Origin of the sequence: Gilvirhabdus luticola (assembly GCF_040117515.1) — a bacterium.
GTDB classification, from domain to species: Bacteria; Bacteroidota; Bacteroidia; order Flavobacteriales; family Flavobacteriaceae; genus Gilvirhabdus; species Gilvirhabdus luticola.
Genome location: NZ_JBEEEN010000003.1, coordinates 73005 through 97912 on the forward strand (window position 1 = coordinate 73005; position 24908 = coordinate 97912).

General features: G+C 31.9%; 22 protein-coding genes and 1 tRNA gene. 9 read left to right on the forward strand and 14 right to left on the reverse strand.

Annotated features, from left to right (window positions below):
• Positions 1 to 162: 162 nt before the first annotated feature.
• Positions 163 to 3141, forward strand: coding sequence for a protein translocase subunit SecDF (gene secDF, locus AAFP94_RS07410; protein WP_316661906.1), 2979 nt, complete (start codon positions 163 to 165; stop codon positions 3139 to 3141).
• Between the two features lie 53 nt (positions 3142 to 3194).
• Here secDF and AAFP94_RS07415 read toward each other — a convergent pair whose 3' ends face one another.
• The 5 genes from AAFP94_RS07415 to folE all read right to left on the reverse strand — a co-directional run bounded on the left by AAFP94_RS07415 (position 3195) and on the right by folE (position 7224).
• A complete protein-coding gene (locus tag AAFP94_RS07415) occupies positions 3195 to 3683 on the reverse strand; it encodes a DUF192 domain-containing protein (RefSeq protein ID WP_316661907.1) in 489 nt (162 codons plus the stop codon).
• A 6-nt stretch (positions 3684 to 3689) separates the two neighbouring features.
• Entirely contained in the window at positions 3690 to 4619 is a 930-nt protein-coding gene (lgt, locus tag AAFP94_RS07420; protein ID WP_316661908.1) for a prolipoprotein diacylglyceryl transferase, read from the reverse strand.
• Positions 4620 to 4813: 194 nt separating this feature from the next.
• Positions 4814 to 5050: a membrane protein insertion efficiency factor YidD gene (gene yidD / locus AAFP94_RS07425; RefSeq protein WP_316661909.1), complete on the reverse strand. Its 237-nt coding sequence runs from the start codon at positions 5048 to 5050 to the stop codon at positions 4814 to 4816.
• A 3-nt stretch (positions 5051 to 5053) separates the two neighbouring features.
• Positions 5054 to 6535 (reverse strand): cysteine--tRNA ligase, encoded by a 1482-nt coding sequence (gene cysS / locus AAFP94_RS07430; protein ID WP_316661910.1) that lies wholly within the window; start codon positions 6533 to 6535, stop codon positions 5054 to 5056.
• Between the two features lie 11 nt (positions 6536 to 6546).
• The gene (gene folE / locus AAFP94_RS07435; RefSeq protein WP_316661911.1) at positions 6547 to 7224 is read right to left on the reverse strand and encodes a GTP cyclohydrolase I FolE; all 678 of its coding nucleotides are present in this window, start codon (positions 7222 to 7224) and stop codon (positions 6547 to 6549) included.
• Between the two features lie 245 nt (positions 7225 to 7469).
• On the opposite strand from folE, the gene AAFP94_RS07440 reads away from it, so the two are divergent.
• Complete coding sequence (locus tag AAFP94_RS07440; RefSeq protein ID WP_316661912.1) at positions 7470 to 11087, forward strand: T9SS type B sorting domain-containing protein; 3618 nt, start codon at positions 7470 to 7472, stop codon at positions 11085 to 11087.
• 42 nt (positions 11088 to 11129) lie between these two features.
• Here AAFP94_RS07440 and AAFP94_RS07445 read toward each other — a convergent pair whose 3' ends face one another.
• Both AAFP94_RS07445 and AAFP94_RS07450 read right to left on the reverse strand, forming a co-directional pair.
• A complete protein-coding gene (locus AAFP94_RS07445; RefSeq protein WP_316661913.1) occupies positions 11130 to 12638 on the reverse strand; it encodes an OmpP1/FadL family transporter in 1509 nt (502 codons plus the stop codon).
• A 37-nt stretch (positions 12639 to 12675) separates the two neighbouring features.
• The gene (locus tag AAFP94_RS07450) at positions 12676 to 13785 is read right to left on the reverse strand and encodes a hypothetical protein (RefSeq protein ID WP_316661914.1); all 1110 of its coding nucleotides are present in this window, start codon (positions 13783 to 13785) and stop codon (positions 12676 to 12678) included.
• A 100-nt stretch (positions 13786 to 13885) separates the two neighbouring features.
• On the opposite strand from AAFP94_RS07450, the gene proS reads away from it, so the two are divergent.
• From proS to rpsT, 3 genes are all read left to right on the forward strand, one after another.
• On the forward strand, positions 13886 to 15364 hold the full coding sequence (gene proS, locus AAFP94_RS07455) for a proline--tRNA ligase (RefSeq protein WP_316661915.1): 1479 nt from the start codon (positions 13886 to 13888) through the stop codon (positions 15362 to 15364).
• Between the two features lie 142 nt (positions 15365 to 15506).
• Positions 15507 to 15578: transfer RNA gene (locus AAFP94_RS07460), tRNA-Glu, on the forward strand.
• A 27-nt stretch (positions 15579 to 15605) separates the two neighbouring features.
• Complete coding sequence (gene rpsT, locus AAFP94_RS07465) at positions 15606 to 15857, forward strand: 30S ribosomal protein S20 (RefSeq protein WP_316661916.1); 252 nt, start codon at positions 15606 to 15608, stop codon at positions 15855 to 15857.
• A 67-nt stretch (positions 15858 to 15924) separates the two neighbouring features.
• Here rpsT and rho read toward each other — a convergent pair whose 3' ends face one another.
• On the reverse strand, positions 15925 to 17472 hold the full coding sequence (gene rho, locus AAFP94_RS07470; protein ID WP_316661917.1) for a transcription termination factor Rho: 1548 nt from the start codon (positions 17470 to 17472) through the stop codon (positions 15925 to 15927).
• A gap of 194 nt (positions 17473 to 17666) precedes the next feature.
• Between rho and AAFP94_RS07475 the strand changes: the two genes are divergently transcribed.
• Positions 17667 to 18077 (forward strand): DUF4293 domain-containing protein, encoded by a 411-nt coding sequence (locus AAFP94_RS07475; RefSeq protein WP_316661918.1) that lies wholly within the window; start codon positions 17667 to 17669, stop codon positions 18075 to 18077.
• 55 nt (positions 18078 to 18132) lie between these two features.
• Here the strand turns inward: AAFP94_RS07475 and AAFP94_RS07480 are convergent, their stop codons facing one another.
• Positions 18133 to 18627 (reverse strand): metallophosphoesterase family protein, encoded by a 495-nt coding sequence (locus AAFP94_RS07480; RefSeq protein WP_316661919.1) that lies wholly within the window; start codon positions 18625 to 18627, stop codon positions 18133 to 18135.
• A gap of 74 nt (positions 18628 to 18701) precedes the next feature.
• Between AAFP94_RS07480 and truA the strand changes: the two genes are divergently transcribed.
• Complete coding sequence (gene truA, locus AAFP94_RS07485) at positions 18702 to 19451, forward strand: tRNA pseudouridine(38-40) synthase TruA (RefSeq protein WP_316661920.1); 750 nt, start codon at positions 18702 to 18704, stop codon at positions 19449 to 19451.
• Positions 19444 to 21210 carry an ABC transporter ATP-binding protein gene (locus tag AAFP94_RS07490; protein ID WP_316661921.1) on the forward strand — a complete coding sequence of 589 codons (1767 nt, stop codon included), beginning with the start codon at positions 19444 to 19446 and terminating at the stop codon, positions 21208 to 21210. Before truA ends, AAFP94_RS07490 begins: the two co-directional genes overlap by 8 nt.
• On the opposite strand, the gene AAFP94_RS07495 is transcribed toward AAFP94_RS07490, so the two are convergent.
• From AAFP94_RS07495 to folP, 5 genes are read right to left on the reverse strand one after another with little or no spacing between them, the layout of a single operon-like run.
• The gene (locus AAFP94_RS07495; protein WP_316661922.1) at positions 21207 to 21452 is read right to left on the reverse strand and encodes a hypothetical protein; all 246 of its coding nucleotides are present in this window, start codon (positions 21450 to 21452) and stop codon (positions 21207 to 21209) included. The genes AAFP94_RS07490 and AAFP94_RS07495 overlap by 4 nt on opposite strands.
• Positions 21453 to 21491: 39 nt before the next feature.
• Entirely contained in the window at positions 21492 to 21998 is a 507-nt protein-coding gene (locus AAFP94_RS07500; protein ID WP_316662088.1) for a DUF3667 domain-containing protein, read from the reverse strand.
• On the reverse strand, positions 21998 to 22783 hold the full coding sequence (locus tag AAFP94_RS07505) for a diadenylate cyclase (RefSeq protein ID WP_316661923.1): 786 nt from the start codon (positions 22781 to 22783) through the stop codon (positions 21998 to 22000). The genes AAFP94_RS07500 and AAFP94_RS07505 overlap by 1 nt, the downstream gene beginning before the upstream one ends.
• Before the next feature lie 38 nt (positions 22784 to 22821).
• Positions 22822 to 23442: a hypothetical protein gene (locus AAFP94_RS07510; protein WP_316661924.1), complete on the reverse strand. Its 621-nt coding sequence runs from the start codon at positions 23440 to 23442 to the stop codon at positions 22822 to 22824.
• Positions 23439 to 24257, reverse strand: coding sequence for a dihydropteroate synthase (gene folP / locus AAFP94_RS07515; RefSeq protein ID WP_316661925.1), 819 nt, complete (start codon positions 24255 to 24257; stop codon positions 23439 to 23441). Before folP ends, AAFP94_RS07510 begins: the two co-directional genes overlap by 4 nt.
• Before the next feature lie 105 nt (positions 24258 to 24362).
• Here folP and AAFP94_RS07520 point away from each other — a divergent pair, with 105 nt between their 5' ends.
• Positions 24363 to 24908, forward strand: coding sequence for a DUF1599 domain-containing protein (locus tag AAFP94_RS07520; protein WP_316661926.1), 546 nt, complete (start codon positions 24363 to 24365; stop codon positions 24906 to 24908).

Genomic DNA, 24908 nt, shown 5'->3' on the forward strand with positions numbered 1-24908 from the left:
TCCTTTATGATGGAATTCAAAAATAGAATTTGAGTTTTTAAAGTAGCTTTCAAAAGTTATATAAAAGGCTACCAAATCATATTTAATATTAAAATAATTGTCAAATCTTGGGGTAAACTCTATATTTGCCCGTTTTAAAATTTGACCACTAAAATAAATAAAATGCAAAATAAAGGACTAGTAAAATTATTTGCGATATTGTTTGGCTTGGTAAGTATTTACCAATTATCGTTTACATTCAAGGCGAATAAAATAGAAAGAGATGCTGAAGCCTATGCAAATGGAGATACAGTAAAAGAACGTCAATATTTAGATTCTCTTGCAACATATAGAGTAGATGTTGATGGAAAACGAGAAAACATAAAAGTTTTTGATATAGGTATTGCTGACTTTACTTATAATGAAGTTAAGCAGAAGTCAATGAACCTTGGGTTAGACTTAAAAGGCGGTATAAATGTGATTTTACAAGTTTCTGTAAAAGACATTTTAAAAGGTTTAGCAAATCATACAACTGATCCACTTTTTAATAAAGCTTTGGACGATGCTTCAGAACTTCAAAAAAATAGCCAAAACACATATTTAGAAGATTTCTTTGTTGCTTTTGATGCCATTAAAGGTGATTCAAAATTAGCATCGCCAGACATATTTGCCAATCGTACTTTAAGTGATGAGATTACTTTCGATATGACAGATGATCAGGTAAAACCCATCATTGAAACAAAAATAGATGAATCAATAGTATCTGCTTTCGAAGTATTACGTAAGCGTATTGACGAGTTTGGAGTTACTTCTCCTAATATTCAGCGTTTAGGAAAATCTGGCAGAATTCTAGTAGAACTACCAGGTGTTAAAGATGTAGAACGCGCTTCAAGTTTGTTACAGAGTACTGCCCAATTAGAATTTTGGGATGCTTATAAAGGTGAAGAGTTTGTTCCATTTTTGGTTCAAGCAAATGAAGTTTTAAAAGATATTATTGAAGATAACACCAAACCGGAAGAAGTTGAAAGTGATGATCAAGAAACATCAACAGAAGATGCGACAATTGATGAGTTACTTGGTGAGGCAGAGACAGATTCAACTTCAGTTGCAGCCAATCCTTTCTTCGATTTAATCAAAGGCCAAGGATATCCTGGTGGTCCTGTGATTGCCCAGTTTGATATTAAAGACAAAGAAAAGGTAATTAATTACCTAAACATGCCTGAAGTGAGATCATTGCTTCCAGCCGAAAGACGTTATGTAAAGTTCTTATTCGGTAAGCCAGAAAAGGATAGTGAGATTGTTGAATTATACGCTTTAATTGGTAATAGAGAAAACACACCTCAATTGAGTGGAGCTGTGGTTACTGATGCAAGGCAATCTTATGGTCCAACAGGCAAGCCTACTGTATCAATGCAAATGAACGCGAAGGGAGCTAAAATTTGGGAGGAAATGACCGGAAAAGCATTTAGTCAAGGTAGTCAAATAGCTATTGTTTTAGATAACATTGTCTATTCTGCACCAGGTGTGACTACCGGACCTATTTCTGGTGGAAATTCTGAAATTTCTGGCCAATTTACTTTAAATGAAGCAACAGATTTAGCCAATGTGTTGAGAGCAGGGAAACTTCCAGCACATGCAGATATAATCCAAAGTGAAGTTGTTGGGCCATCATTAGGTCAAGAAGCTATTGATAGCGGTAAGATTTCGTTTACAATAGCATTGTTAGTTGTGCTAATATGGATGTTTTTATACTATGGTAAAGGAGGTCTATTGGCAGATATTGCTATGATATTCAATATTCTATTAATTTTTGGAGTACTATCAGGATTAGGTGCTGTATTGACTCTTCCAGGTATTGCCGGTATTGTACTTACAATTGGTATGTCTGTAGATGCAAACGTACTTATCTTTGAACGAATACGAGAGGAAATTGCAAAAGGAAAAGGGCAGAAAGAATCTATTCAAGATGGTTTTAGTAATGCACTATCTTCAATTTTAGATGCAAATATTACAACAGGTTTAACTGCCTTAATTCTATTCATTTTTGGTACTGGACCAATTAAAGGTTTTGCTACAACTTTATTAATAGGTATAGGTACGTCTTTATTCACAGCGATTTTCATTACTAGATTACTTGTGGATTGGTACGTGAATCGAGGTGGAAAATTAGAATTTTCAACAGCCTTAACTAAAAATCTTTTCAGAAATATTAGTATTAAATTTTTAAGTAAGCGTAAGGTGGCTTATATTTTTTCTGGAATTTTATTGGTTATTGGTTTAAGCTCATTGTTCACTAATGGATTGGATCAAGGTGTTGATTTTGTTGGAGGAAGAACATACCAAGTTCGCTTTGCTCAAGAAGTTAGCGCATCCGAAATAACTTCTACTTTAAGTGAAGTATTTGGTAGTGCTGATGCTAAAACTTTTGGTGCGGATAATCAATTAAAAATCACTACAAAGTTCAGAGTGAATGATACTGGATCTGAAGCAGATGAAGAGATTAGACAATCTTTATTCAATGCTTTACAGCCACATTTGGAAGGTGTCTCTTATAATGATTTTATCAGTGATAATGAACACAAAACAGTTGGGTTAATGAAATACTATAAAGTTAGTCCTACTATTGCTGATGATATTAAAAAAGCATCTTTTTGGGCCATTTTAGGTTCATTAATTGTTGTATTTTTGTATATTTTATTACGATTTAAAAGATGGCAATTTTCGTTAGGAGCTGTTGCCGCTGTTTTCCATGATGTATTAATTGTTCTAGGAATATTCTCATTAACTTATAAGTTTATGCCTTTCAACATGGAAATAGACCAAGCATTTATTGCAGCTATCCTTACCGTAATAGGTTACTCTTTAAATGATACGGTGGTTGTTTTTGATAGGATCAGGGAATTTTACAATGAACATACTAGTTGGGACTTTGATAGAACTGTAAATGTCTCATTAAGTAGTACTTTAAGTAGAACATTAAATACGTCCTTAACAACGTTAGTTGTATTGTTTGCTATCTTCATTTTTGGAGGTGATTCTATTAGAGGATTTATGTTTGCTCTTATCGTAGGTGTTATTGTAGGTACTTACTCATCATTATTTATTGCAACACCAATTATGTATGATACTGTAAGAAAGTTAGAAGAGAAAAAGAAGAAATAAGATACTCTGTAGACCAAATAAAAAAGCCTTCCTAAACAGGAAGGCTTTTTTATTTAATATGAAATAGAATCGCCAACTTTAATAGCCCATTCGTTAACCATACCTGCATTTAGTTCAAGAACATATTTTGCTGGATATCGAGAAGGTAAAGAAGCTTCGTTAAAAGGTTTTGAGTTTTCTTGAAAACTTACAATTTTATGATTACTGTTTATAAAAATAATATCTAAAGGAAATTGAGTGTTTTTCATGTAAAACGAACGTGGTAATTCATCAGGAAAAACAAAAAGCATTCCTTGGTCTTTTTTCATAGATGAACGATACATTAATCCTGTTTGAATTTCGTAATCAGAATCTGCAATTTCTATATCAACTTTAGCAATTATGGAATCTGTTTCAACATTATACAATGTAAGTGTTCCTTCTTTTTTAAAGAAAACTTCTACTTGTTTTATTTCTTTATTTTCACCTTTACAAGACGTAAAACCTAATGTAATACATCCAAAAATAAAAAGTGTAAATAGGTGTTTTGGTTTGAAATGCATGTTAAATTAAATAGAAGCAGATTTTGGTTTGTAAGCAAACATAAAATAGAGTCCAATTAATATAAAAGGAATACTTAACCATTGTCCTGTGTTAAAACCTAACCAATTGATGTATTCATCACCTTGAGGTTCTTTTACAAATTCTACAAAGAAACGAATTGTCCATAGTAGTACTAAAAATAAACCAAATAAATAGCCTAATTGATTTGCTTTTTTAGTTTTAGTATAAACATACCAAAGAATTAAAAAAACAAAAACATAACAGAAAGATTCATATAATTGAGCAGGATGCCTATAAGGTATAGCCTCCAATAAATTAGAAAATTGAGGATTACCAGTTACAGCACTATAAGCATCTTGAGGATTGTTAATTCCTGTAAGTTGCATAATTTCTCCTTTATAATATTCATCTTGAATAAATCGAACACCAAAAGCTGAATCGGTTACTTTACCTATAATTTCAGAATTAATAAAATTTCCAATTCTAATAAAAATAGCTCCACTTGCAACTGGAATAACAACACGGTCTAGTATCCACATTAACGATTTGTAGTTATATTTTTTTCTATACAAATACATGCCAATAATAATGCCTATAGCTGCACCGTGACTAGCAAGTCCTTGAAAACCCGTAAACTCAAAACCACCTTTAAATTTAAAAGGCAGAAAAATACTGAAAAAATCCTGTGATATTAATTCAGATTGATAAAACAAAACATGGCCTAACCTTGCACCAATCATGGTTGCCAAAACCGTGTAGATAAAAAGAGGATCTAAATATTCCAGCGAGACTTTTTCTCTTGTAAAAATACGTTTCATGATATTCCAACCTAGAAGAAAGGCAACAATCCACATAACACTGTAAAAATGGAGTTTAAAATTCCCAGCAATATCTATTCCTGTTATAGGATTCCAATCAAATTTTAATGAATGCATACGTTATTGTTTTTCAATTGTAAATATAGACAAATGAATAGGTATAAGAAAACAAACGAAAAAAAGAGAAGCTTATTTTTTAGAAACTTTATCTGGTACAGGATTATAACCACTTCGACCCCAAGGCGACAGAGCGTTAAGAAAATGTACAGTGTACATTATTAGAGAATGTGCGAGCTGACGCATTGGAATTTTTAGTTAGAGTTTTTGTCTGGTACTGGATCGTATCCGGAATCACCCCAAGGTTGACATTTTAATATTCGTTTTAAAGCTAATTTTCCACCTTGCCATAAGCCGTGTTTCTCTAACGCTTCTTTACTATAATTTGAGCAGGTTGGCTGGAACCTACAAGTTGCAGGTGTTAGTGGAGAAATCAATATTTGATACACCTTGATCAAAAAAAGAAAAGGTGCAATCAGTAACTTTTTCATAATTTAATTGGTCGTAAAAGATGTTCCATCTTTACCATCCTGAAGAAAAATACCAGCTTCAGCTAATTGGTCTCTAATTTTATCAGATAAAGCAAAATCTTTATTTGCTCTAGCTTCGTGACGCAACTGGATTAAAAGTTCAACAGCACCAGAAAGTTTATCAGTATCTGCACTTTCTTTTGACACGTTCTGAAGACCTAAAATATCAAAAACAAACGTATTGATAGTTTCTTTTAAAGTTGATAAATCTTCTTCTGTAATTGATGCGCTTCCATCTTTAATTTGATTGATATACTTTACGGCTTCAAACAAATTGGCAATTAATATAGGTGAATTAAAATCATCGTTCATGGCATCATAACATTTTTGTTTCCATTCAGAAACATTAAATGTTGATGTAGAAGATGGTTTGATATCATCTAATAAATTAATGGCATCTATCAATCTATAAAATCCCTTTTCACTCGCTAATAAACCATTATCCGTAAAGTCCAGAATACTTCTGTAATGTGCTTGTAACATGAAGAATCGAGCAACACTCGGCTCAAAAGCTTTTGAAATATTTTTGTTATTACCAGTAAAAATCTCTTCAGGCAAAATGTAATTTCCAGTAGATTTTGCCATTTTCTTACCATTCATAATCAACATATTGGCGTGCATCCAATAGTTTACTGGGCTTTTTCCTTTTGCTGCTTCGTTTTGCGCTATTTCACATTCATGATGAGGAAACTTCAAATCCATTCCACCACCATGAATATCAAATTGTTCACCAAGATATTTAGTGCTCATGGCTGTACACTCCAGATGCCAACCTGGGAAACCATCACTCCAAGGGGATGGCCAACGCATAATGTGTTGTGGTTCAGCTTTTTTCCAAAGTGCAAAATCTTGTGGATTTTTCTTATCACTCTGCCCATCTAATTCTCTTGTGTTGTGAATAAGATCTTCAAGATTGCGCTTACTTAAAATTCCGTACTGATGAGACTCATTATATTTATGCACATCGAAATATACAGAACCATTGATTTTATAAGCAAAACCATTGTCAATAATGTCTTTTATTAATTCAATTTGTTCAATGATGTGTCCTGTTGCTGTTGGCTCAATGCTTGGTGGTAGAAAATTAAACTTATTTAATATGTTATGAAAATCTACAGTGTAACGCTGTACAACTTCCATAGGTTCTATTTGTTCTAATCGAGCTTTTTTAGCAATACGATCTTCTCCTTCATCAGCATCATTTTCCAGATGTCCTGCATCAGTAATATTTCTTACAAACCTAACTTTAAAACCTAAATGTTTTAAGTAACGAAAAATCATATCAAAAGACATGAATGTTCTTACGTTGCCTAAATGTACATTGCTGTAAACCGTTGGTCCACAAACATACATACCAACGTGACTATCGTTAATAGGTTTGAAAGTTTCTTTTTGACCAGTAAGAGAGTTGTAAATTTTAATTTGCTGATGCTGAAAAAGGTGCATATTGTAATACCTTAAAATTTAGTATCTAATTTAATATAATCTAAAAATTCTCTTCGTGTTTCTTTATCTTTGAATTTTCCACCAAATTCTGATGTAACTGTACTACACTCAATATCTTTTATACCTCTGGAATTTACACAAAGATGCTTGGCATCTATCACGCATGCTACATCTTCTGTTTTTAAGACGTCTTGTAGTTCTTTAACTATTTGAATAGTAAGGCGTTCTTGCACTTGAGGTCTCTTTGCAAAATAATCTACAATACGATTCATTTTAGATAACCCAACCACAGTACCATTAGAAATATATGCTACATGAGCCTTTCCTACTATAGGCAGTAAATGATGTTCGCAAGTAGAATAAACAGAAATGTTTTTTTCAACTAACATTTCACCATACTTATATTTGTTCTCAAATGTTGATGCACTTGGTTTTTTGTCTGGGTTTAAACCGGCAAAAAGTTCTTTTACAAACATTTTTGCAACTCGCGTAGGTGTTCCATTTAAACTATCATCACTTAAATCAAGACCAAGCGTTTCCATAATATGGCGAACATCGTCTTTAATAATATCTATTTTTTCATCATTAGAAAGCTTAAAAGCATCTTTACGCATTGGTGTATTTGTAGAAGTACCAATGTGCTCATCTCCTAAAGACTCAAATTCTTCTAGCGTGTTTTCAATTTTCATCAATTAAAAAAATTATCTTAATTAGTTTGCAAAGATAAGTAATTCAGTTTTCTTTCGTTTTGAATTAACAAAGTATTAATTTATCGATAAATGATAGTTAAATAACTACTTTATTTGTCAAAAGCATTAATTTTACGTTCTTTTCGAAAAAATTATAGCTTACAATAGTTTCGACGAAAATGAGTTTAGACAATTTTGTGTAGAAATTGTAGTTAAAAAAGACGAGTGATTTAAGTTTAAAGCAGATGAATGCTCTCAAAAGGGTAATAACATTTTTTATATTTTACTTTTTAGTAAATCAGGTTACAATAGCGCAAAGCGGTGGTGCAGATTTGTGCAGTAATTCTGAACCTTTATGTGGTTCAAATGTTTTTTCTTATCCAAATTCTTCAGGAGGAAGTAATGCCGAAGCTGGTCCAGATTATGGTTGTCTTGGCTCCCAACCAAACCCTGCTTGGTTTTTTTTACAAATAGCTCAAGATGGGGATTTAGTTTTAACCATTGAGCAGAGTACTGTTTTGGGAGGTCCTCCAGATCTTGATGTTGATTTTATTATTTATGGTCCGTTTGCTGATACAAGTATAGCATGTTCTAGTGGACTCACATTAGCTAATACTGTTGATTGTAGTTATTCTCCAAACAATGTTGAAAATGTAAATATAATCAATGCTGCTGCGGGTGATTATTATCTGTTGTTAATTACAAATTACTCAAATCAACCAGGATTTATAACTGTAAATCAGTCTTCTGGAACTGGACAAACCAATTGTGGCATATTAGCTGATGAGGTTGGTTGTACTGGCGAGACTATAACTTTGGATGCTACAACCACAAATGCAACAAATTATATATGGTATGAAGATGATGGTTTTGGAAATTTTGTAGCTATTACTGGAGTTAATACGGCCACTTATGATGTAACTAGCACAAATTTCTATAGTGCCGAATCGTTTGATGCAGGAAACAATTTATTACAAACCTATAATTTTAATGTAGCGTTTTTTGAGACACCAGTTGTTAACCCTTCTATAAGCGATTATGAACTTTGTGATGATGATGGTATAATTCAGTTTGATTTTAACACGAAAAGTTCTGAAGTTTTAAACGGATTGGACCCAACTACTTTTGAAGTTACTTATTATGATAGCATGGCAGATGCCAATTCTGCATCGAGTCCACTTCCTTTAATTTATACCAACTCTTTGCCTTCAGAAACTATTTATGTAAGAGTCGAAAATATTTTAACCGATTTGATTGATTGTATTGATGTTGGCTCTTTTAATATCAATGTATATTTAGATCCAATAGCAAATCCCGTTTCAGATTTTGTTTCTTGCAGCGATACCAGTACAACCTTATTTGATTTATCTGTGAAAGAAAGTGAAGTGCTTGGGAGTCAATCTTCGACAGATTTTGATGTTAAATTTTATTTGTTTCAAGCAGATGCAGATGCCGGACTTTTAGGAACTGAAATAAATACGCCAATATCTAATGCATCTAGTCCTCAAACTGTTTATGTAAGAATTGAAAATGTGTTGAATACTGATTGTTATGATACAACTAGTTTTGATTTATTTGTAAATTTAAATCCCATTGTAATTCCTGTTGTGGATTTGTTTCAATGCGATGATGATAATGATGGCTTCACTTTATTTAACTTAACAGAAGCAAACGATTTAATTTCCAGTAATGCTTCAAACGAAATATTTACATATTATTTAACATTGGCAGAAGCACAAGGTGGTTTGGTTGCAGATCAAATTTCAAATTATTTGAATTATCCAAATCCAATGCCTTTGTCAGGTGTAATTTACGCAAGAATTGAAGCTGGTAATGGATGTTATAAGACTGCACAAATAAATTTAACTGTAAGTACTACTCAAATTCCAGGAGCATTTAATTTGCTATATAATTTTTGTGACGATTATCAAATTGACAATGACAACACCAACGGAATAGCCACTTTTGATTTTAGTGATGCCACAACGCAAATACTAGCACAATTTCCACCTGGACAAACATTAACGGTTTCGTATTATACAAATTTTACGGACGCACTGCAAGAGAGTAATGCAATAGCAGACATAAGCAATCATAGAAATGATGCTTCGCCTAATGTTCAAAATATTGTGGTTAGGGTCGATAGTGATGCACTTAATGCTTGTTTAGGTTTGGGTGAATATATCACTTTAACCGTTGACCCTGTGCCTCTAAATAATATTATTAGCGACTACATATTATGTGATGGTGGAGTTGGTCAAGCAAGTTTTGATTTAACAACAAAGGATTCTGAAGTTATTGGTGTAGAAACTCAAGATATTTTGATATCATACCATGAAACACCAAATGATGCTGAAAATAATATGAATGCAATTGTTTCGCCTTATACTAACCTTACAAACCCACAAACTATTTATGTAAGAGCACAATTTGATGATAATGGTAATGGAGTAGGTGATAATGGAGAGTGTGTAAGTACAGACATGACTTTTGAGTTGATTGTAAATCCAAATCCAGTGATTTTTCAACCAGAGGCCATACAAATTTGTAATGATCAACTTAATACAGTTTACGATTTAACGGTTAGAGAAGATCAAATTACTGGTGGAGATTCTTCAATTGTTTTAACATATTTTGAATCGCAATTAGATTTAGACAATAACAATCCAATTGTATCACCTTCAATGTATAATAATAATTTATTTAATAGAGATATTATTGTTTTGGCTACAGGATCAAATACCTGTACTTCAACTGTAACACTTTCATTAGAAACCATTTTATATGAAAATTTGAATTCAGTACCAGTGACAATTGAGGAGTGTGAAGTTGATAATGATGGTTATGATAATTTTGACCTGACAAGGAGAGAAACCGACATATTAAATGGATTAGACCCATTAAATTTCACTTTTGATTATTATGAAATTGAAGCTGATGCTATTGCTGGAAATTCAAATAGCATATCAAACCCTACAAGCTTTGTAAATACGCAGGCTTTAACCCAAATTATATATGCTAGGGTATCGCCAGTCACTAATCAATGTTTTGTAATTGTACCTATCACTTTAATCGTAAATCCAGTTCCAGAAATTGCAATTGAAGATCAATATGTAATATGTTTATCATTTCAAGGACAGCGAATTCCGCCAACGTTAGAAACATTTTTAACAAACCCACCAATTGATACTCAATTGAGTTCAACAGAGTTTTCATTTCAGTGGTATCTTGGTGATCCAATACCTGGTAATGAAATTGCCGGTGCTAACGATTCATTTTTCGATCCTACTTCAGCAGGATTATATTCAGTACTAGCTACAAATATTATCACAGGTTGCACAATACCTGCAACTACAGAGGTTATAGGATCATATCCTCCACAAAGTATAACTATAAATATTTCTTCTGAAGCATTTTCTGATGATGATATTATAGAGGTTTCGGTTTCTGGCAATGGCACTTATGAGTACAGTTTGGACCATGGATTATGGCAGCAATCTCCAAGATTTGAAAATGTCTCTGGTGGACAGCATACGGTATATGTAAGAGATTTATATAATTGTAATGAAATATTTGAAATACAAACTATTATTGATTATCCTAGATTTTTTACACCAAATGGAGATGCTTATAATAACAGTTGGAATATTTATGGGATTGAAAGTCAGCCTTTGGCGAAAATATACATTTATGACCGTTATGGTAAATTAATTAAACAATTAAGCCCTACAGGACCTGGTTGGGACGGAACTTTTAATGGTAATCCATTACCTTCAAGTGATTACTGGTTTACAGTAGAATATGAAGAACCTAATAATGGTTCAACGAGAATCTTTAAATCTCATTTTGCTCTAAAAAGATAAAATAATAAAAGGCTTGAATTAGAGTTTTCAAGCCTTTTAAAGTTAAATTTTAAAACTTAACGAGAGAATTACATTGGACCTTTTGGTATCAATATTTACAGAGTCTGTTAAGCCTTGATCAAATAATTGATAGTTCATATTTTGTTTTGACTGATCGTAAGTTAGATCGAGTTTCATTTTTCCAAAATTATATCCAATACCTAAAGAATATCCTGTTAAATCATCAATGGTATTGTCTTTGTAAGGAGATTCTTCAAAACGATATCCACCTCTAAAACTAAACCTCTGATAGTTATATTCTCCACCAATTTTGTATGTTGAAGCTGTTGTGAGTCTTTCACTTATTATATTGTTTTGAACCGCAAAATACGAATCTGATGCTGGCTTAAATTTTGTGTTTCCATAATCTTTTGTGGAATAGTCAAAACTTATTACCCCATGATTTTCAAACACGAAAGCCAAACTTCCAGTAATTTTCCCAGGTGTTTGTAATTTGTAAGATGGAAAAACATTAACAATTCTAGGGTCAATAATTTGAATAATATCATTACCAGATTCATTGCGTACTGTTGAAACATACTGTGATGTTTCTTCTTCAATGGTAAGCCACGTTGGAGAATCGTATGTTAGACCAACTCTGAAAAAATCATTAAGTTTTAATATTCCACCTAGCTGAAATGAAAAGCCCCAGCCATATGTTGACAAGAAATTATCAAAGCCAACCTCATTAACAAACGTTCCTACATTGGAGTTTCCTTCATAAAATCTTGTAGCTCTATCATAATTAAGTAAGTGTGAATTTAAGTTTAAACCCAAAAACAAATTTTCTTGATATTGTGTTGCGATATTAAATGAGACTTTACCATTATAGCCAGAAGCCGCATACAAATATTCTTGATCAAATTCGCCTGGAGCAATATTGCTGTAATATAAAGTGTTATCATCTGTCGGCATATCAGGTTCTAAAATGTAAGATTCATAACCCAGAAAAGCTTGCTGATTGCCAAATCCATAAATACTACCGATATCGGCATAGGCACTGGTAATTGATTCATCAGGAAAGGCAGATATTTCACTTAAAGGTAATCCTTGAGCATAGTATAAAAAATAACTGTCAATAGAATTAGAATTAGTTCCAAACGCAAACCAGTCGTTATTATAGTTTTGAAATTTATCATAACCTACACTTAAGGTTAATCTTTTCCAAGGTGAATCCCAACTGCTAAATACAAAAGTTACTCCTGCTTGTTGAAAATCTAAATTAGCATCTGAAGTGTTACTAAAACCATTAAAATATTGAATATCATTATCAGTATAAATACTAGCAAATGTAACAGAAGCTTCACTAGTTTTAAATAAAGCAGAACCTGCAGGGTTTAAACTAACAGAACTTTGATCTCCACCCACTGATCCAAAGGCACCACTCATGGCTCTAAATCGAGCTGTTCCTTGAATTTCATTTTGAGAGTATCTTAATGCATCATTAATGTTTTGTGCATTTATTATAGGCATACAAAGCACACCTATGAATAGTAAAATTAACTTTTTCATACTTTTATTAAATTAAAGAAATTTTCTAGATTATAATCTATCTTCTGCTTCTACTTGGGCTTGAAGATCTCACAGAACTACTACTTCTAGATACTCCAGAGCTTCTACTTGGAGTAGACCTAGATACATTTGAACTGCTCCTACTTCTGCTTGGAGTAGACCTAGATACATTTGAACTACTTCTACTTCTAGTTGATCTCGAAACATTCGAATTACTACTTGAAGGTCTGGACCTGTTAATTGAAGTAGAACGGACTTGTCTGGTACCATTATAACTTCTCGTTCTATTATTGCTTAATGAATTTCTATCAACAACATTAGCTCTTAAGTTAGATCCATTTGAAATAGAATTTCTTGAGTTATATAAAGAAGTTCTACTGCTTAATCTATTTCTAGTAATATTATTATTCACACTAGATCTTGAGATGTTTGTTCTAGTATTTGCTCGTGAGACATTAGATCTGGTGTTTGCTCTGGAAATACTATTTCTTCCGTAGCCATTATATGCAACAGCAGATCGTCTTCCATAATAATTACTACTACCTCTTCTTCCGTAGGTGTAATTCCCGTAATATCCACCTCTGTAATAAGGATATCCACCGTAATATGGAGGGCAATAATAAGATGGATAGCCCCACCAACCTGCATAATAACCACCATAATAAGGATAGTTCCAACCCCAACCATAGTTAGGATAACCCCAACCGAAACCCCAGCCCCAGTTGTAATAGCCATAACCATAAGCATACCAAGGTCTATACCAATTATAGCTAGGATAAACGTTTATAGAAATTTCACTACTATTTTGTCCCCAACCACCGTAACTTGCATATTCAACATTTAATGAATCATTTTCTACATTATAACTACCTTCATAGGAATCTACATCTGTAAATATTTCATCTCCACCAACACCAGTAGTTTCATATTCTAAAGATTTTTCTTTAAAATAATTCTGATAGTATGTACTATTACTAGTAACTTGAGGAGTTTCTTGGGCGTATTCAACACCAGTTTCATATCTTTGGTAACTACCTTGACCACTCTCACCAACATATTGATAAGAACCACATGATGTTAAACCAAACAACAATCCGAATAATGCCAAAAAAGGCATGTTTATTTTTGAGTAGTTAATAAATCGCATATCTCATTAATTTAATTGTTGAACATAACAAAAATAGTTAGTTTTGCTGAACTATTTTATTATTTAATAGAGTCACAATTTTTGTGCCAAAAACCTGTATATGAGCAAAAAACTTACAAGTAGAACCCAAGATTACTCAAAATGGTATAATGAACTTGTTGTAAAAGCAGACCTAGCAGAGAATTCGGCGGTAAGAGGTTGTATGGTTATTAAACCATATGGGTTTGCAATTTGGGAGAAAATGCAAGCTGAATTAGATAGAATGTTTAAAGAAACTGGACATCAAAATGCATATTTTCCTTTATTTATTCCAAAAAGTTTATTTGAAGCGGAAGAAAAAAATGCTGAAGGGTTTGCAAAAGAATGTGCTGTTGTAACTCATTACAGATTACAAAATGATCCTGACAAACCAGGAAAGTTAAGAGTAGATCCAGAAGCCAAATTAGAAGAAGAACTTGTAGTTAGACCTACAAGCGAAGCAATTATATGGAATACTTATAAAAATTGGATACAATCTTATAGAGATTTACCAATCCTTATTAATCAGTGGGCTAATGTAGTGCGCTGGGAAATGCGAACACGCTTGTTTTTAAGAACTGCCGAGTTTTTGTGGCAAGAAGGACATACAGCGCATGAAACCAAAGGTGAGGCTTTAGCGGAAGCAGAGTTGATGAACAATGTCTATGCTATCTTTGTTGAAAATTTTATGGCTATACCTGTTATAAAAGGTTTAAAAACAGAGAGTGAACGATTTGCTGGTGCAGATGAAACCTATTGTATTGAAGCTTTAATGCAGGACGGAAAGGCTTTACAAGCAGGAACATCACATTATTTGGGACAAAATTTTGCTAGAGCTTTTGACGTGAAGTACGTTAATAAAGAAGGAAAACAAGATTATGTCTGGGCAACATCTTGGGGAGTTTCAACTAGATTGATGGGAGCTTTAATTATGACTCATAGTGATGATAATGGTTTGGTATTACCTCCAAATTTGGCACCTAACCAAGTGGTTATCATACCTATTTATAAAAATGAAGAGCAACTTGAAGAAATAAGTAATGTTGCCAATGGTATAATGAAAGAGTTGAAATCTAAAAGTATTTCAGTCAAATATGACAGTAGAGATACTTTTAGACCTGGTGCAAAGTTTGCGCAACATGAATTACAGGGCGTGCCTTTAAGAATTGTTATTGGACCAAAAGATTTAGAAAATAATACGGTAGAATTAGCTAGAAGAGATACACTAACAAAATCGATTGTTGCTTTAGAAAATTTGGCTGAAACTATTGAGTCTTTGTTAAATCAAATACAAAAAGAAATGTTTCAAAAGGCATTGGATTTTAGAGATGCTCATATCACGAATGTTGAAACATTTGATGAATTTAAAGAAATTTTAGATACCAAGGGAGGATTTATTTCTGCACATTGGGATGGTACTTCTGAAACAGAAGATAGAATTAAAGAACAAACCAAAGCAACTATTAGATGTATTCCTTTAGATAATATTGAAGAAAGTGGTCTTTGTGTCTATTCTAAAAAACCTTCAAAACGAAGAGTATTATTTGCGAAGGCCTATTAATTGAAAAAATTTAGAAAAAAGATTATTTAGGAGTTGCAACATTTAAAAATAGTTGTATTTTTGCATCCGCAATGGAAACATTGTACGTTAATTGAAAAGTTTTGTAGTGTTTTAATTAAAATTACAAACTTGAATTATTAAAGGCCCGTTCGTCTATCGGCTAGGACGCCAGGTTTTCATCCTGGTAAGAGGGGTTCGATTCCCCTACGGGCTACAATTTTTTTAATAAAAGAACATATAAATGGCAAATCATAAGTCAGCGTTAAAAAGAATTAGAAGTAACGAAGCTAAACGCTTAAGAAACAGATATCAGCATAAAACCACACGTAATGCTATTAAGAAATTGCGTGAAGAAACTAAAAAGAAAGATGCTGAAGCTGCATTACCTTCTGTTATTTCTATGATTGATAAATTAGCAAAGAATAATATTATTCATGATAACAAAGCAGCTAATCTTAAGTCTGGTTTGGTAAAGCATGTAGCAGCTTTATAAAAAATTGTTATATATAAAAAAAGCTTCTCAATTTTGAGAAGCTTTTTTTGTTTGTATTTATAAGTAATTAACCATTCATAGAGATTAAAAACTCTTCATTATTTCTTGTTTGTTTAAAGCGTTCGTTAATAAACTCCATAGCTTCAACTGGGTTCATATCTGCAAGATACTTACGCATCACCCACATACGTTGTATAGTATTTTCATCTAATAACAAGTCATCACGACGAGTACTAGATGATGTAAGATCTATGGCTGGGAAAATTCTACGGTTAGATATCTTTCTATCCAATTGAAGTTCCATATTACCTGTTCCTTTAAATTCTTCAAAAATAACTTCATCCATTTTAGATCCAGTTTCAGTAAGGGCTGTTGCAATTATTGATAATGAACCACCATTTTCAATTTTTCTAGCAGCACCAAAAAAACGTTTTGGTTTATGCAATGCATTAGAATCTACACCACCACTTAATATTTTACCAGATGCTGGTTGCACTGTGTTATATGCTCTAGCTAAACGTGTAATGGAGTCTAACAGAATAACTACATCATGACCACATTCTACCAAACGTTTTGCTTTTTCTAAAACAATGTTTGCAATTTTTACATGCTCGTGGGCTTCTTTGTCAAATGTTGAAGCAACAACTTCTCCACGTACATTACGTTGCATGTCGGTAACCTCTTCAGGGCGTTCATCAATTAATAAAATAATTTGATAAACTTCTGGATGATTGGCAGCAATTGCGTTAGCCACATCTTTTAATAGCATCGTTTTCCCAGTTTTAGGCTGCGATACAATCATACCACGTTGTCCTTTTCCAATTGGAGAGAATAAATCAATAATACGTGTAGATATTGTACTTTGTCTTTCTGCCAGGTTAAATTTTTCTCTTGGGAATAATGGTGTTAAATGCTCAAATGACACTCTGTCTCTTACCACCTGCGGATCTAATCCGTTTATTTTATTGACTTTAATTAAAGGGAAGTATTTTTCACCTTCTTTGGGTGGTCTTACGTTTCCTAAAACCGTGTCACCTGTTTTTAACCCGAATAGACGAATTTGCGATTGAGACACATAAATATCGTCTGGTGATGATAAATAATTATAGTCTGAAGAACGTAAAAACCCATAACCATCTTGCATGAGATCTAATACCCCTTCACTTTCAATGATTGCGTCAAATTCATAGTCTGGTTCTCTGTAACGGTTGCGAGTATCTTTATTACCAGAATTACTACTATTATTGTTATTCTGGTTTTTATGATTGTTTTTATGATGCGTTTTTTCTTTTTTAGGAGCATTATTAGAAGCTTCGCTATCTTCTTTCTTTTCTACAACTTTTTCTACGGTAGGTTGTTTAGTAGCACCTTGAGTTGGTTTCTTATGTTGAGGCACTTTATTATCTTTTGGTTTTTCAGTACGCTCAATTCGTTGTCTTTGAGGTTTTTCATCCTTTTTGGTTTCAACTGCTTTTGGGTTAGCAGCCTGATGATCTAATATTTGATATACTAAATCTAGCTTTTTTAATGTGCGATACTTGGAAATGTTCAAGTCTTTTGCAATCTCTTGTAAATCTGAGAGTTTTTTTTCTTTTAATTGTGAAATTTCAAACATTGATGTTGAATTGAATATTTGTGTTAAATATTAAAATTGAATTTTTATGAAAAATTGATTTTAATCCGAAGAATGACAATTAGTAAATGTGGTTAATGCCAATTGTTATTGCAATTATACAACTTTATTTTAATCTTTTACGCATATTTTAAAAAAGAAACTATTATTTTTGCACTTCGATTTATTGAAATTTTATGATTCAACGAATTCAAACCATTTATCTTTTATTGTCTGCTGCAGTAGCCGGTGGATTGATATTTTTGTTTAGTCTTTGGACAAATAAAGATGGTTTTGAAGTTTTTGCAAAAGACAATTTATTGTATTTTGGAATGTTTTTAGGTTCTGCAGTATTGTCGTTAATTTCAATTTTTATGTACAAAAACAGGAAATCTCAATTTGTTTTGGGACGACTTAACATCATATTAAACTTTATTTTACTAGGATTATTTGTGTATCAATCTCTAAATTTATCTGGAGAAACTCAAGTTTCAGAGAAAGGTATTGGGATGTTCTTACCTATAATTTCTATCGTGTTATTGGCTTTGGCCAATAAGGCCATCAAAAAGGATGAAGATCTTGTAAAATCTGTAGATCGATTACGATAAACCTATCATCTTAGTAGTATTAGTGCGTGAAAACCCAGACTATGGTCTGGGTTTTTTATCTGTTATCAAACTCTATAACTTCTAAATCTTTTATATCATTCCTATCAATTACAAATCGAAGCATAGTTCTTTTTTTATGAAGTCCTCTTTTGCCTACAGCACCTGGATTCATGTGCAATAAATCAAGTTTTTTATCTGGTATTACTTTCAAAATATGAGAATGCCCACTAATGAATAGTTTTGGAGGATTTATATTAATTTCTTCCCTCACCCTAATATCATAGCGTTTAGGATAACCACCTATATGAGTCATCCAAACATCAACGCCTTCGCACTTAAACCTATTATGTTCAGGAAATTCTACTCTTGTTTTTGCATCATCAATATTGCCATAAACACCTCTTAAGGGTTTAAGATTCTTAATTGCATCTGTTACTTTTAAATCACCAATATCTCCAGCATGCCAAACCTCGTCGGCTTGAATTACATATTTTAGTATTTGATCATCTATATAACCATGAGTATCTGAAAGTAAAAGTATTTTAATCATTATAAAAAGTTAATGAATCCTGTAAAGTGATAAAACTATTTATCTTTGTAACTTCTAAACAAAAATAACACAAGTTGAGACATTTTTTAGAACTTTCTTACAACGGTAAGGCTTATTTTGGTTGGCAAAATCAACCTGATGCCATTTCTGTTCAAGAGGTTATAGAAAAAGCCCTTTCAACAATCTTGAAAGAATCAACAAGTATTGTTGGAGCAGGCAGGACAGACACAGGTGTGCACGCATTACAAATGTTTGCTCATTTTGATACAGAAAAAACATTAAACCAATCTGATTTAAAATATAAGTTAAACTCTTTTTTACCAAAAGATATTGCTATTCATGATATTTTTAAGGTTACTGAAAATACCCATGCACGTTTTGATGCTTTAAGCAGAGAATATTTGTATAAAATTTCTTTAAAAAAAAATGCGTTTACATTTAATAATTCATATTATTTAAAATCAACTTTGAATATTGATAAAATGAGAAAAGCATCAAAAATACTATTTGAATATAGAGATTTTCAATGCTTTTCAAAAAGTAATACAGATGTAAAAACGTATCATTGTAATATCATGAAAGCAGAGTGGATTGAAGAAAAGAATGAATTACATTTCATAATCAAAGCCGATAGGTTTTTAAGAAATATGGTTAGGGCTATTGTTGGAACCTTAATCAATATTGGATTAGGAAAAATTGAAGCAGAAGATTTACATAATATAATTAAATCTAAAAACCGGAGTGAAGCTGGTTTTTCAGTTCCTGCACATGCACTATATTTAACAAGAATTGAATACCCGGAACACATTAAAATAAATGAGTAGTAAAAAGGAAAATATTTTTGACGTCAATCTGTTTAAAAGGCTTTTTCAGTATATAAAACCATATAAATTGGTGTTTTATGGAATGCTGGTTGCGGTCATATTATTGGCAATTTTTACGACATCTATCCCTTATATTACAAAATATGTAATTGATAATAGCATTGCTGTTAAGGATCCTAATGGATTTTTATTTTATATCATTCTGATGTTTATTTTATTAGTCCTTCAAAGTACTTTTCAATTGGCTTTTATTTTTTACGCGGCATGGTTGGGTCAAAATTTGGTTAAGGATGTTCGAGTAAAATTATTTAACCATGTTCTTGGGTTTAAAATGAAGTATTTTGATAACTCATCGGTTGGAGTGTTAATAACAAGAACCGTAACTGATATGGAGCGAATTGCTGATATTTTTGGAGAAGGATTATTTATGATCTTCAGAGATTTACTCACTATGATTGTTGTTTCTGGTGTTATGTTATTTATGAATTTTAAGTTAAGCTTAATTGTATTTATAATGATGCCTTTATTGTTATATGCAACACGTATTTTTCAGAAGTATATGAAAAAAGCATTTGAGGAAGTACGTACTGAAGTATCAAATTTAAACTCCTTTGTTCAGGAACGTTTAACCGGTATGAAAATTCTTCAACTATTTACACGTGAAGATATAGAATATAAAAAGTTTAAAGAGATAAATGAAAGACATAAAAAGGGTTGGCTAAAAACCGTTTGGTATAATTCTATTTTCTTTCCAATCGCAGAATTGTCTTCGTCAATAACCATAGGTTTAATAGCCTGGTATGGAGGATTAAATGTTCTACTTAAAGGAACAATTTCTGAAGGAGACCTTTTTGCTTTCATTATGTTTATTCCAATGTTATTTAGACCATTACGCCAAATAGCAGATAAATTTAACACATTGCAAATGGGAATGGTTGCTGCAACCAGAGTGTTTAAAGTAATTGATACAACGTCTCATATTGATGATGTAGGAACTCTTGATGTATCTCATTTTAAAGGAGATATAAAGCTAGATGATGTTCACTTTAGTTATGTGGAAGGAGAAGAAGTTTTAAGAGGTATTTCTTTAGAGATTAAATCTGGAGAAACTGTAGCTATTGTAGGAGCAACAGGTGCAGGTAAAACGACTATTATTAACTTGTTGAATCGTTTTTATGAAATTAAAAAAGGGACTATAAGTATTGATGGTATAAATATAAAAGAAGTTAAACTAGCTTCCTTAAGAAAGCAAATTGCTGTTGTGTTACAAGATGTTTTTCTTTTTGCAGATACGATTTTGAATAACATCACATTAAATAATCCAAATATTACTGAAGAACAGGTTCATCTTGCGGCAAAAAACATAGGCATTCATGATTTTATTTTAAGCTTGCCAGACGGTTATCATTATAATGTTAAAGAGCGAGGTGTTATGTTGTCTTCTGGTCAACGTCAACTTATATCATTTTTAAGGGCTTATGTAACCAATCCTAGTATTTTAATTTTGGATGAAGCCACATCTTCTGTCGATTCGTACTCAGAACAACTTATACAAAATGCAACAGACACTATTACAAAAGATAGGACATCTATAATCATTGCTCATAGATTGGCAACTATAAAAAAAGCAGATACCATTATTGTTATGGATGCAGGACAGATTGTAGAACAAGGCACACATAAAGAATTGCTTAAAAAGCAAAACGGCTATTACAAAAACCTCTATGAAGTTCAGTTTTTAAAAGAGGAAGTTGCTTAAGTTCCTCGAGCAGCTTTCTGCGCTTCTATCATTTGTTCTAAATCGCCATTTAAAAACATAACTATTGCCATAACAACACTCAAAATAACAAAAGCAATTCCTAAAATAACCAAGAACAATAATGTTCTTAAAATGATATTACCAGTGCTTAATTCATATAGACGTTTTAAGCAGAAAGCAGAATATAATATCATTAATGGCATTAAAACTAAACCTGAAAAACCTTGTGGTATACTAAGCATTGCTGTTACAATAGTGATTACGGATGTAACAATTGAAATTTATGCTTGGATATATAAAAATATTACAAGCAATTCTGTATAGTTAAATTTTTTTAAGCCAATAAAAGTTAATAGTGCCATAAGGGCATAAATTGGCACATAAAACATCATTACAATTGAATAATACTCTTGAACAAAGCTTACGTTCCTTTTTTGTAATTCTTCCTGACCAGGAAAGTTAAAAATTGAAAAATCAAGGGTTTCAGGAAAAAACTTATTAATTATCAATAAATATATTCCACTTATAGAAAGAGCAAGTGCAAAATAACTAATGGGATTTACATATTTTTTTCTAACACCATTTATATAACTACCAATAACATCTTCAGGTTTAGTAAACAACTCAATGAAGGTTCTTAAAAGTTTATTATCGTAATTAAAAAAAGTTTCACTAATGTGCTCAAAAAAAATTTTAAATGTAAGCCTATTTCTAATAACTTTTGCACCACAATTATAGCAGAAATCGTAATTCTCTTTTAAATCTGTGAAGCAATTTTTACAGTGCATCACATCAAATCTTTTTTAATAATTTCGGTAAGCTCAACTGTGTTTTTAAATAAAATAAATTCACCATCTTTAAAATAAGAAATTTGCCCAGTTTCTTCACTAACTACTAAAGCCAATGCATCAGTTTTTTCTGTAATACCAATAGCAGCTCTGTGTCTTAACCCAAATCGTTGAGGTATGTTTTTTTCATTGTTTAAAGGAAGTACAACTCGGGTAGCTTTAACTACATTATTTGCAATAATAATAGCACCATCGTGCAGAGGACTGTTCTTAAAAAAAATGCTTTCTATTATTGGTTGCGTAACCTTTATGTTCATTTCATCACCAGTATTTGTTAAAAAATCCAAATTGTTGTGATGCTCAAAAACAATGAGCGCACCTGTTTTTGTAGTTGCCATTTTGTTACACGCCGATATAACAGCTTCAACATCTGTTTCATCAAAGGTATCGGTTTTTAAAAAATTAAATTGCTTAAAAAACTTTCGTCTTGTTCCAAAATTAGTAGAACCTACCATAAGTAAAAACTTTCTAATTTCAGGTTGAAAAACCACAATCAATGCTATAATACCAACTTTCATAAAACCACCAAAAATACTGGTGAGAAGCTCCATTTTAAGAAAATCTGTTAATCGCCATGCGAGGTAGATAAAAATAATGCCGATAAAGATTTTAATAGCAACAGTGCCTTTTACTAATTTGTATATATAATAGAGTAGAAGTGCTACAAGAATAACATCTATGATGTCTACAAGCTTAAATTCTAAAAGGTCTTTAAAAATGTCCAAGCTAAAAATTCGGTTTTGGTAAATTTAGGAAAATAAGATTAATAAATGAATTCTTGATTTGCTATTGTAATTTTTGGAGAATCTATACTTAATAATAGTGACTTAAATCTTATATATTCCTGAAAAGTTAATAAGGCATCAAAGGTTAAAATTAAATTGCCTTTTAAATTGTTGAATTGTTCTAGCTTAAGTGAACGGTCGTTAATAGAAATTTCATTTTCTGAAAAATTAATAACTATGCTATTTGAATATTCCTTAAGAAATGAATCACTCTTTTCTAAAGAATAAACTATATCAGTAAAATCAATGAAACCCAAAGTATTTCTACTGGTATCATTGCAAGTAAAATAGTTTCTGGCATTTTCGTTTTTATGCATTCCATCACCATGACGCTTTTCTTGCAGATATTGTAAATGAGGTAGAACCTGTTTTAAGGTTAATCGTTTGTCAACGTTTACTAACCAATTGGTTGTACTTATCAGGTTTTTTCTGTTGAAATCTGTACTATCGGGTTTTGTGATGTCATAAAAAATGTAAGCAGGAGAAACGTCTAAAACTTCAGTGATATTCGCATTTTGTATTTCAGGAAGTTGTACAACTTTTTCGTTTCCACAAGACCACAAAATCATCAAAGCGACAAACAAAAAAAAGTGTTTCATAACTTCTTGACTAATTTAATACATTCCATGGCTTCCTTTACATCGTGTACTCTTAATATAGAAGCTCCTTTCTGGAGAGCAACAGTATTTAAAACCGTTGTGCCATTAAGGGCTAGTTGTGCATCATTTTCTAGAGTTTTATAGATCATAGATTTTCTAGAAAGCCCAACAAGAATAGGTAATTCTAACATATTAAAAAGTTCAAGTTTACCTAACAGTTCATAATTTTGCTCTAACGTTTTTGCAAAGCCAAAACCAGGATCTACAATTAAATCGATGATACCAAGACTTCTTGCTTCAGCAATTTTTTCAGAAAAATAGAAGAGTATATCATGTGTTAAATTGTCATAATCTGTTAAATCTTTCATGGTTTGTGGCGTTCCTTTCATGTGCATCATAACGTATGGAACTTTCAATTCTGCAATAGTTTTAAACATGTTTTTATCTAAATTACCGGCAGAAATATCATTAATTAAAGCTGCTCCATTTTCAATACATTGTTTGGCAACATTACTTCTAAAAGTATCAATAGAAATAAGCGTTTCAGGATATTCTTTAAGAATTAAAGACAAAATAGGTAGAATACGATTCTGTTCTTCTTCTTCACTTATATGCTCTGCATTTGGTCTTGAACTGTAAGCGCCAACATCTATAAATGTAGCACCTTCTTCTAACATTTTTTCAACCTGATTTAAAATGTTCTTTTCAGTATTGAATTGTCCACCATCATAAAATGAATCTGGCGTTACATTCAATATTCCCATGACATGAGATGTCGATAAATCTATAAGTTTTCCTTTGCAGTTAATAGTCATTTACTTATTATATTCTTGCTTTGTTTAAGTATTGAAAACTTTAAACCTTAAACTTTGAACTTTAAAATTATTTATGCGAAATTTACGCAAAATTCATATTATTCAATGCAAGATACCTCCAAACAATTCGATGACGTTATAAATACATGCAGAAGTTTATTTATTAAGAAAATGAAAGACTATGGTAGTGCTTGGCGAATATTAAGACTACCATCCTTGACAGACCAGATTTTTATAAAAGCACAACGTATAAGAAGCTTGCAACAAAATGATGTAAGAAAAGTTGATGAAGACGAAGCCAGTGAGTTTATAGGGATTATTAATTATTGTATTATGGCACTTATTCAGTTAGAAAAAGGAGTTGTAGAGCAACCCGATTTAAGTACTGAAGATGCGATTGTTTTGTATGATAAAAAAGTGAAAATCGCAAAACAACTCATGGATGATAAGAACCATGATTATGGAGAAGCCTGGCGAGATATGAGAGTAAGTAGTTTAACAGATTTGATATTGCAAAAATTGCTTCGCGTTAAGCAAATAGAAGATAATAAAGGAAAAACCATTGTGAGTGAAGGCATAGATGCTAATTATCAGGACATGATAAATTATGCAGTTTTCGCAATGATTCATTTAAACGAAGAAAACAATTAA

What these genes read in the sequence shown, in the direction of transcription:
- secDF (WP_316661906.1), top strand. Translation starts at nt 163, where the DNA reads ATGCAAAATAAAGGACTAGTAAAATTATTTGCGATATTGTTTGGCTTG.
- AAFP94_RS07415 (WP_316661907.1), bottom strand. Translation starts at nt 3,683, where the DNA reads ATGCATTTCAAACCAAAACACCTATTTACACTTTTTATTTTTGGATGT.
- lgt (WP_316661908.1), bottom strand. Translation starts at nt 4,619, where the DNA reads ATGCATTCATTAAAATTTGATTGGAATCCTATAACAGGAATAGATATT.
- yidD (WP_316661909.1), bottom strand. Translation starts at nt 5,050, where the DNA reads ATGAAAAAGTTACTGATTGCACCTTTTCTTTTTTTGATCAAGGTGTAT.
- cysS (WP_316661910.1), bottom strand. Translation starts at nt 6,535, where the DNA reads ATGCACCTTTTTCAGCATCAGCAAATTAAAATTTACAACTCTCTTACT.
- folE (WP_316661911.1), bottom strand. Translation starts at nt 7,224, where the DNA reads ATGAAAATTGAAAACACGCTAGAAGAATTTGAGTCTTTAGGAGATGAG.
- AAFP94_RS07440 (WP_316661912.1), top strand. Translation starts at nt 7,470, where the DNA reads ATGAATGCTCTCAAAAGGGTAATAACATTTTTTATATTTTACTTTTTA.
- AAFP94_RS07445 (WP_316661913.1), bottom strand. Translation starts at nt 12,638, where the DNA reads ATGAAAAAGTTAATTTTACTATTCATAGGTGTGCTTTGTATGCCTATA.
- AAFP94_RS07450 (WP_316661914.1), bottom strand. Translation starts at nt 13,785, where the DNA reads ATGCGATTTATTAACTACTCAAAAATAAACATGCCTTTTTTGGCATTA.
- proS (WP_316661915.1), top strand. Translation starts at nt 13,886, where the DNA reads ATGAGCAAAAAACTTACAAGTAGAACCCAAGATTACTCAAAATGGTAT.
- rpsT (WP_316661916.1), top strand. Translation starts at nt 15,606, where the DNA reads ATGGCAAATCATAAGTCAGCGTTAAAAAGAATTAGAAGTAACGAAGCT.
- rho (WP_316661917.1), bottom strand. Translation starts at nt 17,472, where the DNA reads ATGTTTGAAATTTCACAATTAAAAGAAAAAAAACTCTCAGATTTACAA.
- AAFP94_RS07475 (WP_316661918.1), top strand. Translation starts at nt 17,667, where the DNA reads ATGATTCAACGAATTCAAACCATTTATCTTTTATTGTCTGCTGCAGTA.
- AAFP94_RS07480 (WP_316661919.1), bottom strand. Translation starts at nt 18,627, where the DNA reads ATGATTAAAATACTTTTACTTTCAGATACTCATGGTTATATAGATGAT.
- AAFP94_RS07490 (WP_316661921.1), top strand. Translation starts at nt 19,444, where the DNA reads ATGAGTAGTAAAAAGGAAAATATTTTTGACGTCAATCTGTTTAAAAGG.
- AAFP94_RS07495 (WP_316661922.1), bottom strand. Translation starts at nt 21,452, where the DNA reads ATGCTTAGTATACCACAAGGTTTTTCAGGTTTAGTTTTAATGCCATTA.
- AAFP94_RS07500 (WP_316662088.1), bottom strand. Translation starts at nt 21,998, where the DNA reads ATGCACTGTAAAAATTGCTTCACAGATTTAAAAGAGAATTACGATTTC.
- AAFP94_RS07510 (WP_316661924.1), bottom strand. Translation starts at nt 23,442, where the DNA reads ATGAAACACTTTTTTTTGTTTGTCGCTTTGATGATTTTGTGGTCTTGT.
- folP (WP_316661925.1), bottom strand. Translation starts at nt 24,257, where the DNA reads ATGACTATTAACTGCAAAGGAAAACTTATAGATTTATCGACATCTCAT.
- AAFP94_RS07520 (WP_316661926.1), top strand. Translation starts at nt 24,363, where the DNA reads ATGCAAGATACCTCCAAACAATTCGATGACGTTATAAATACATGCAGA.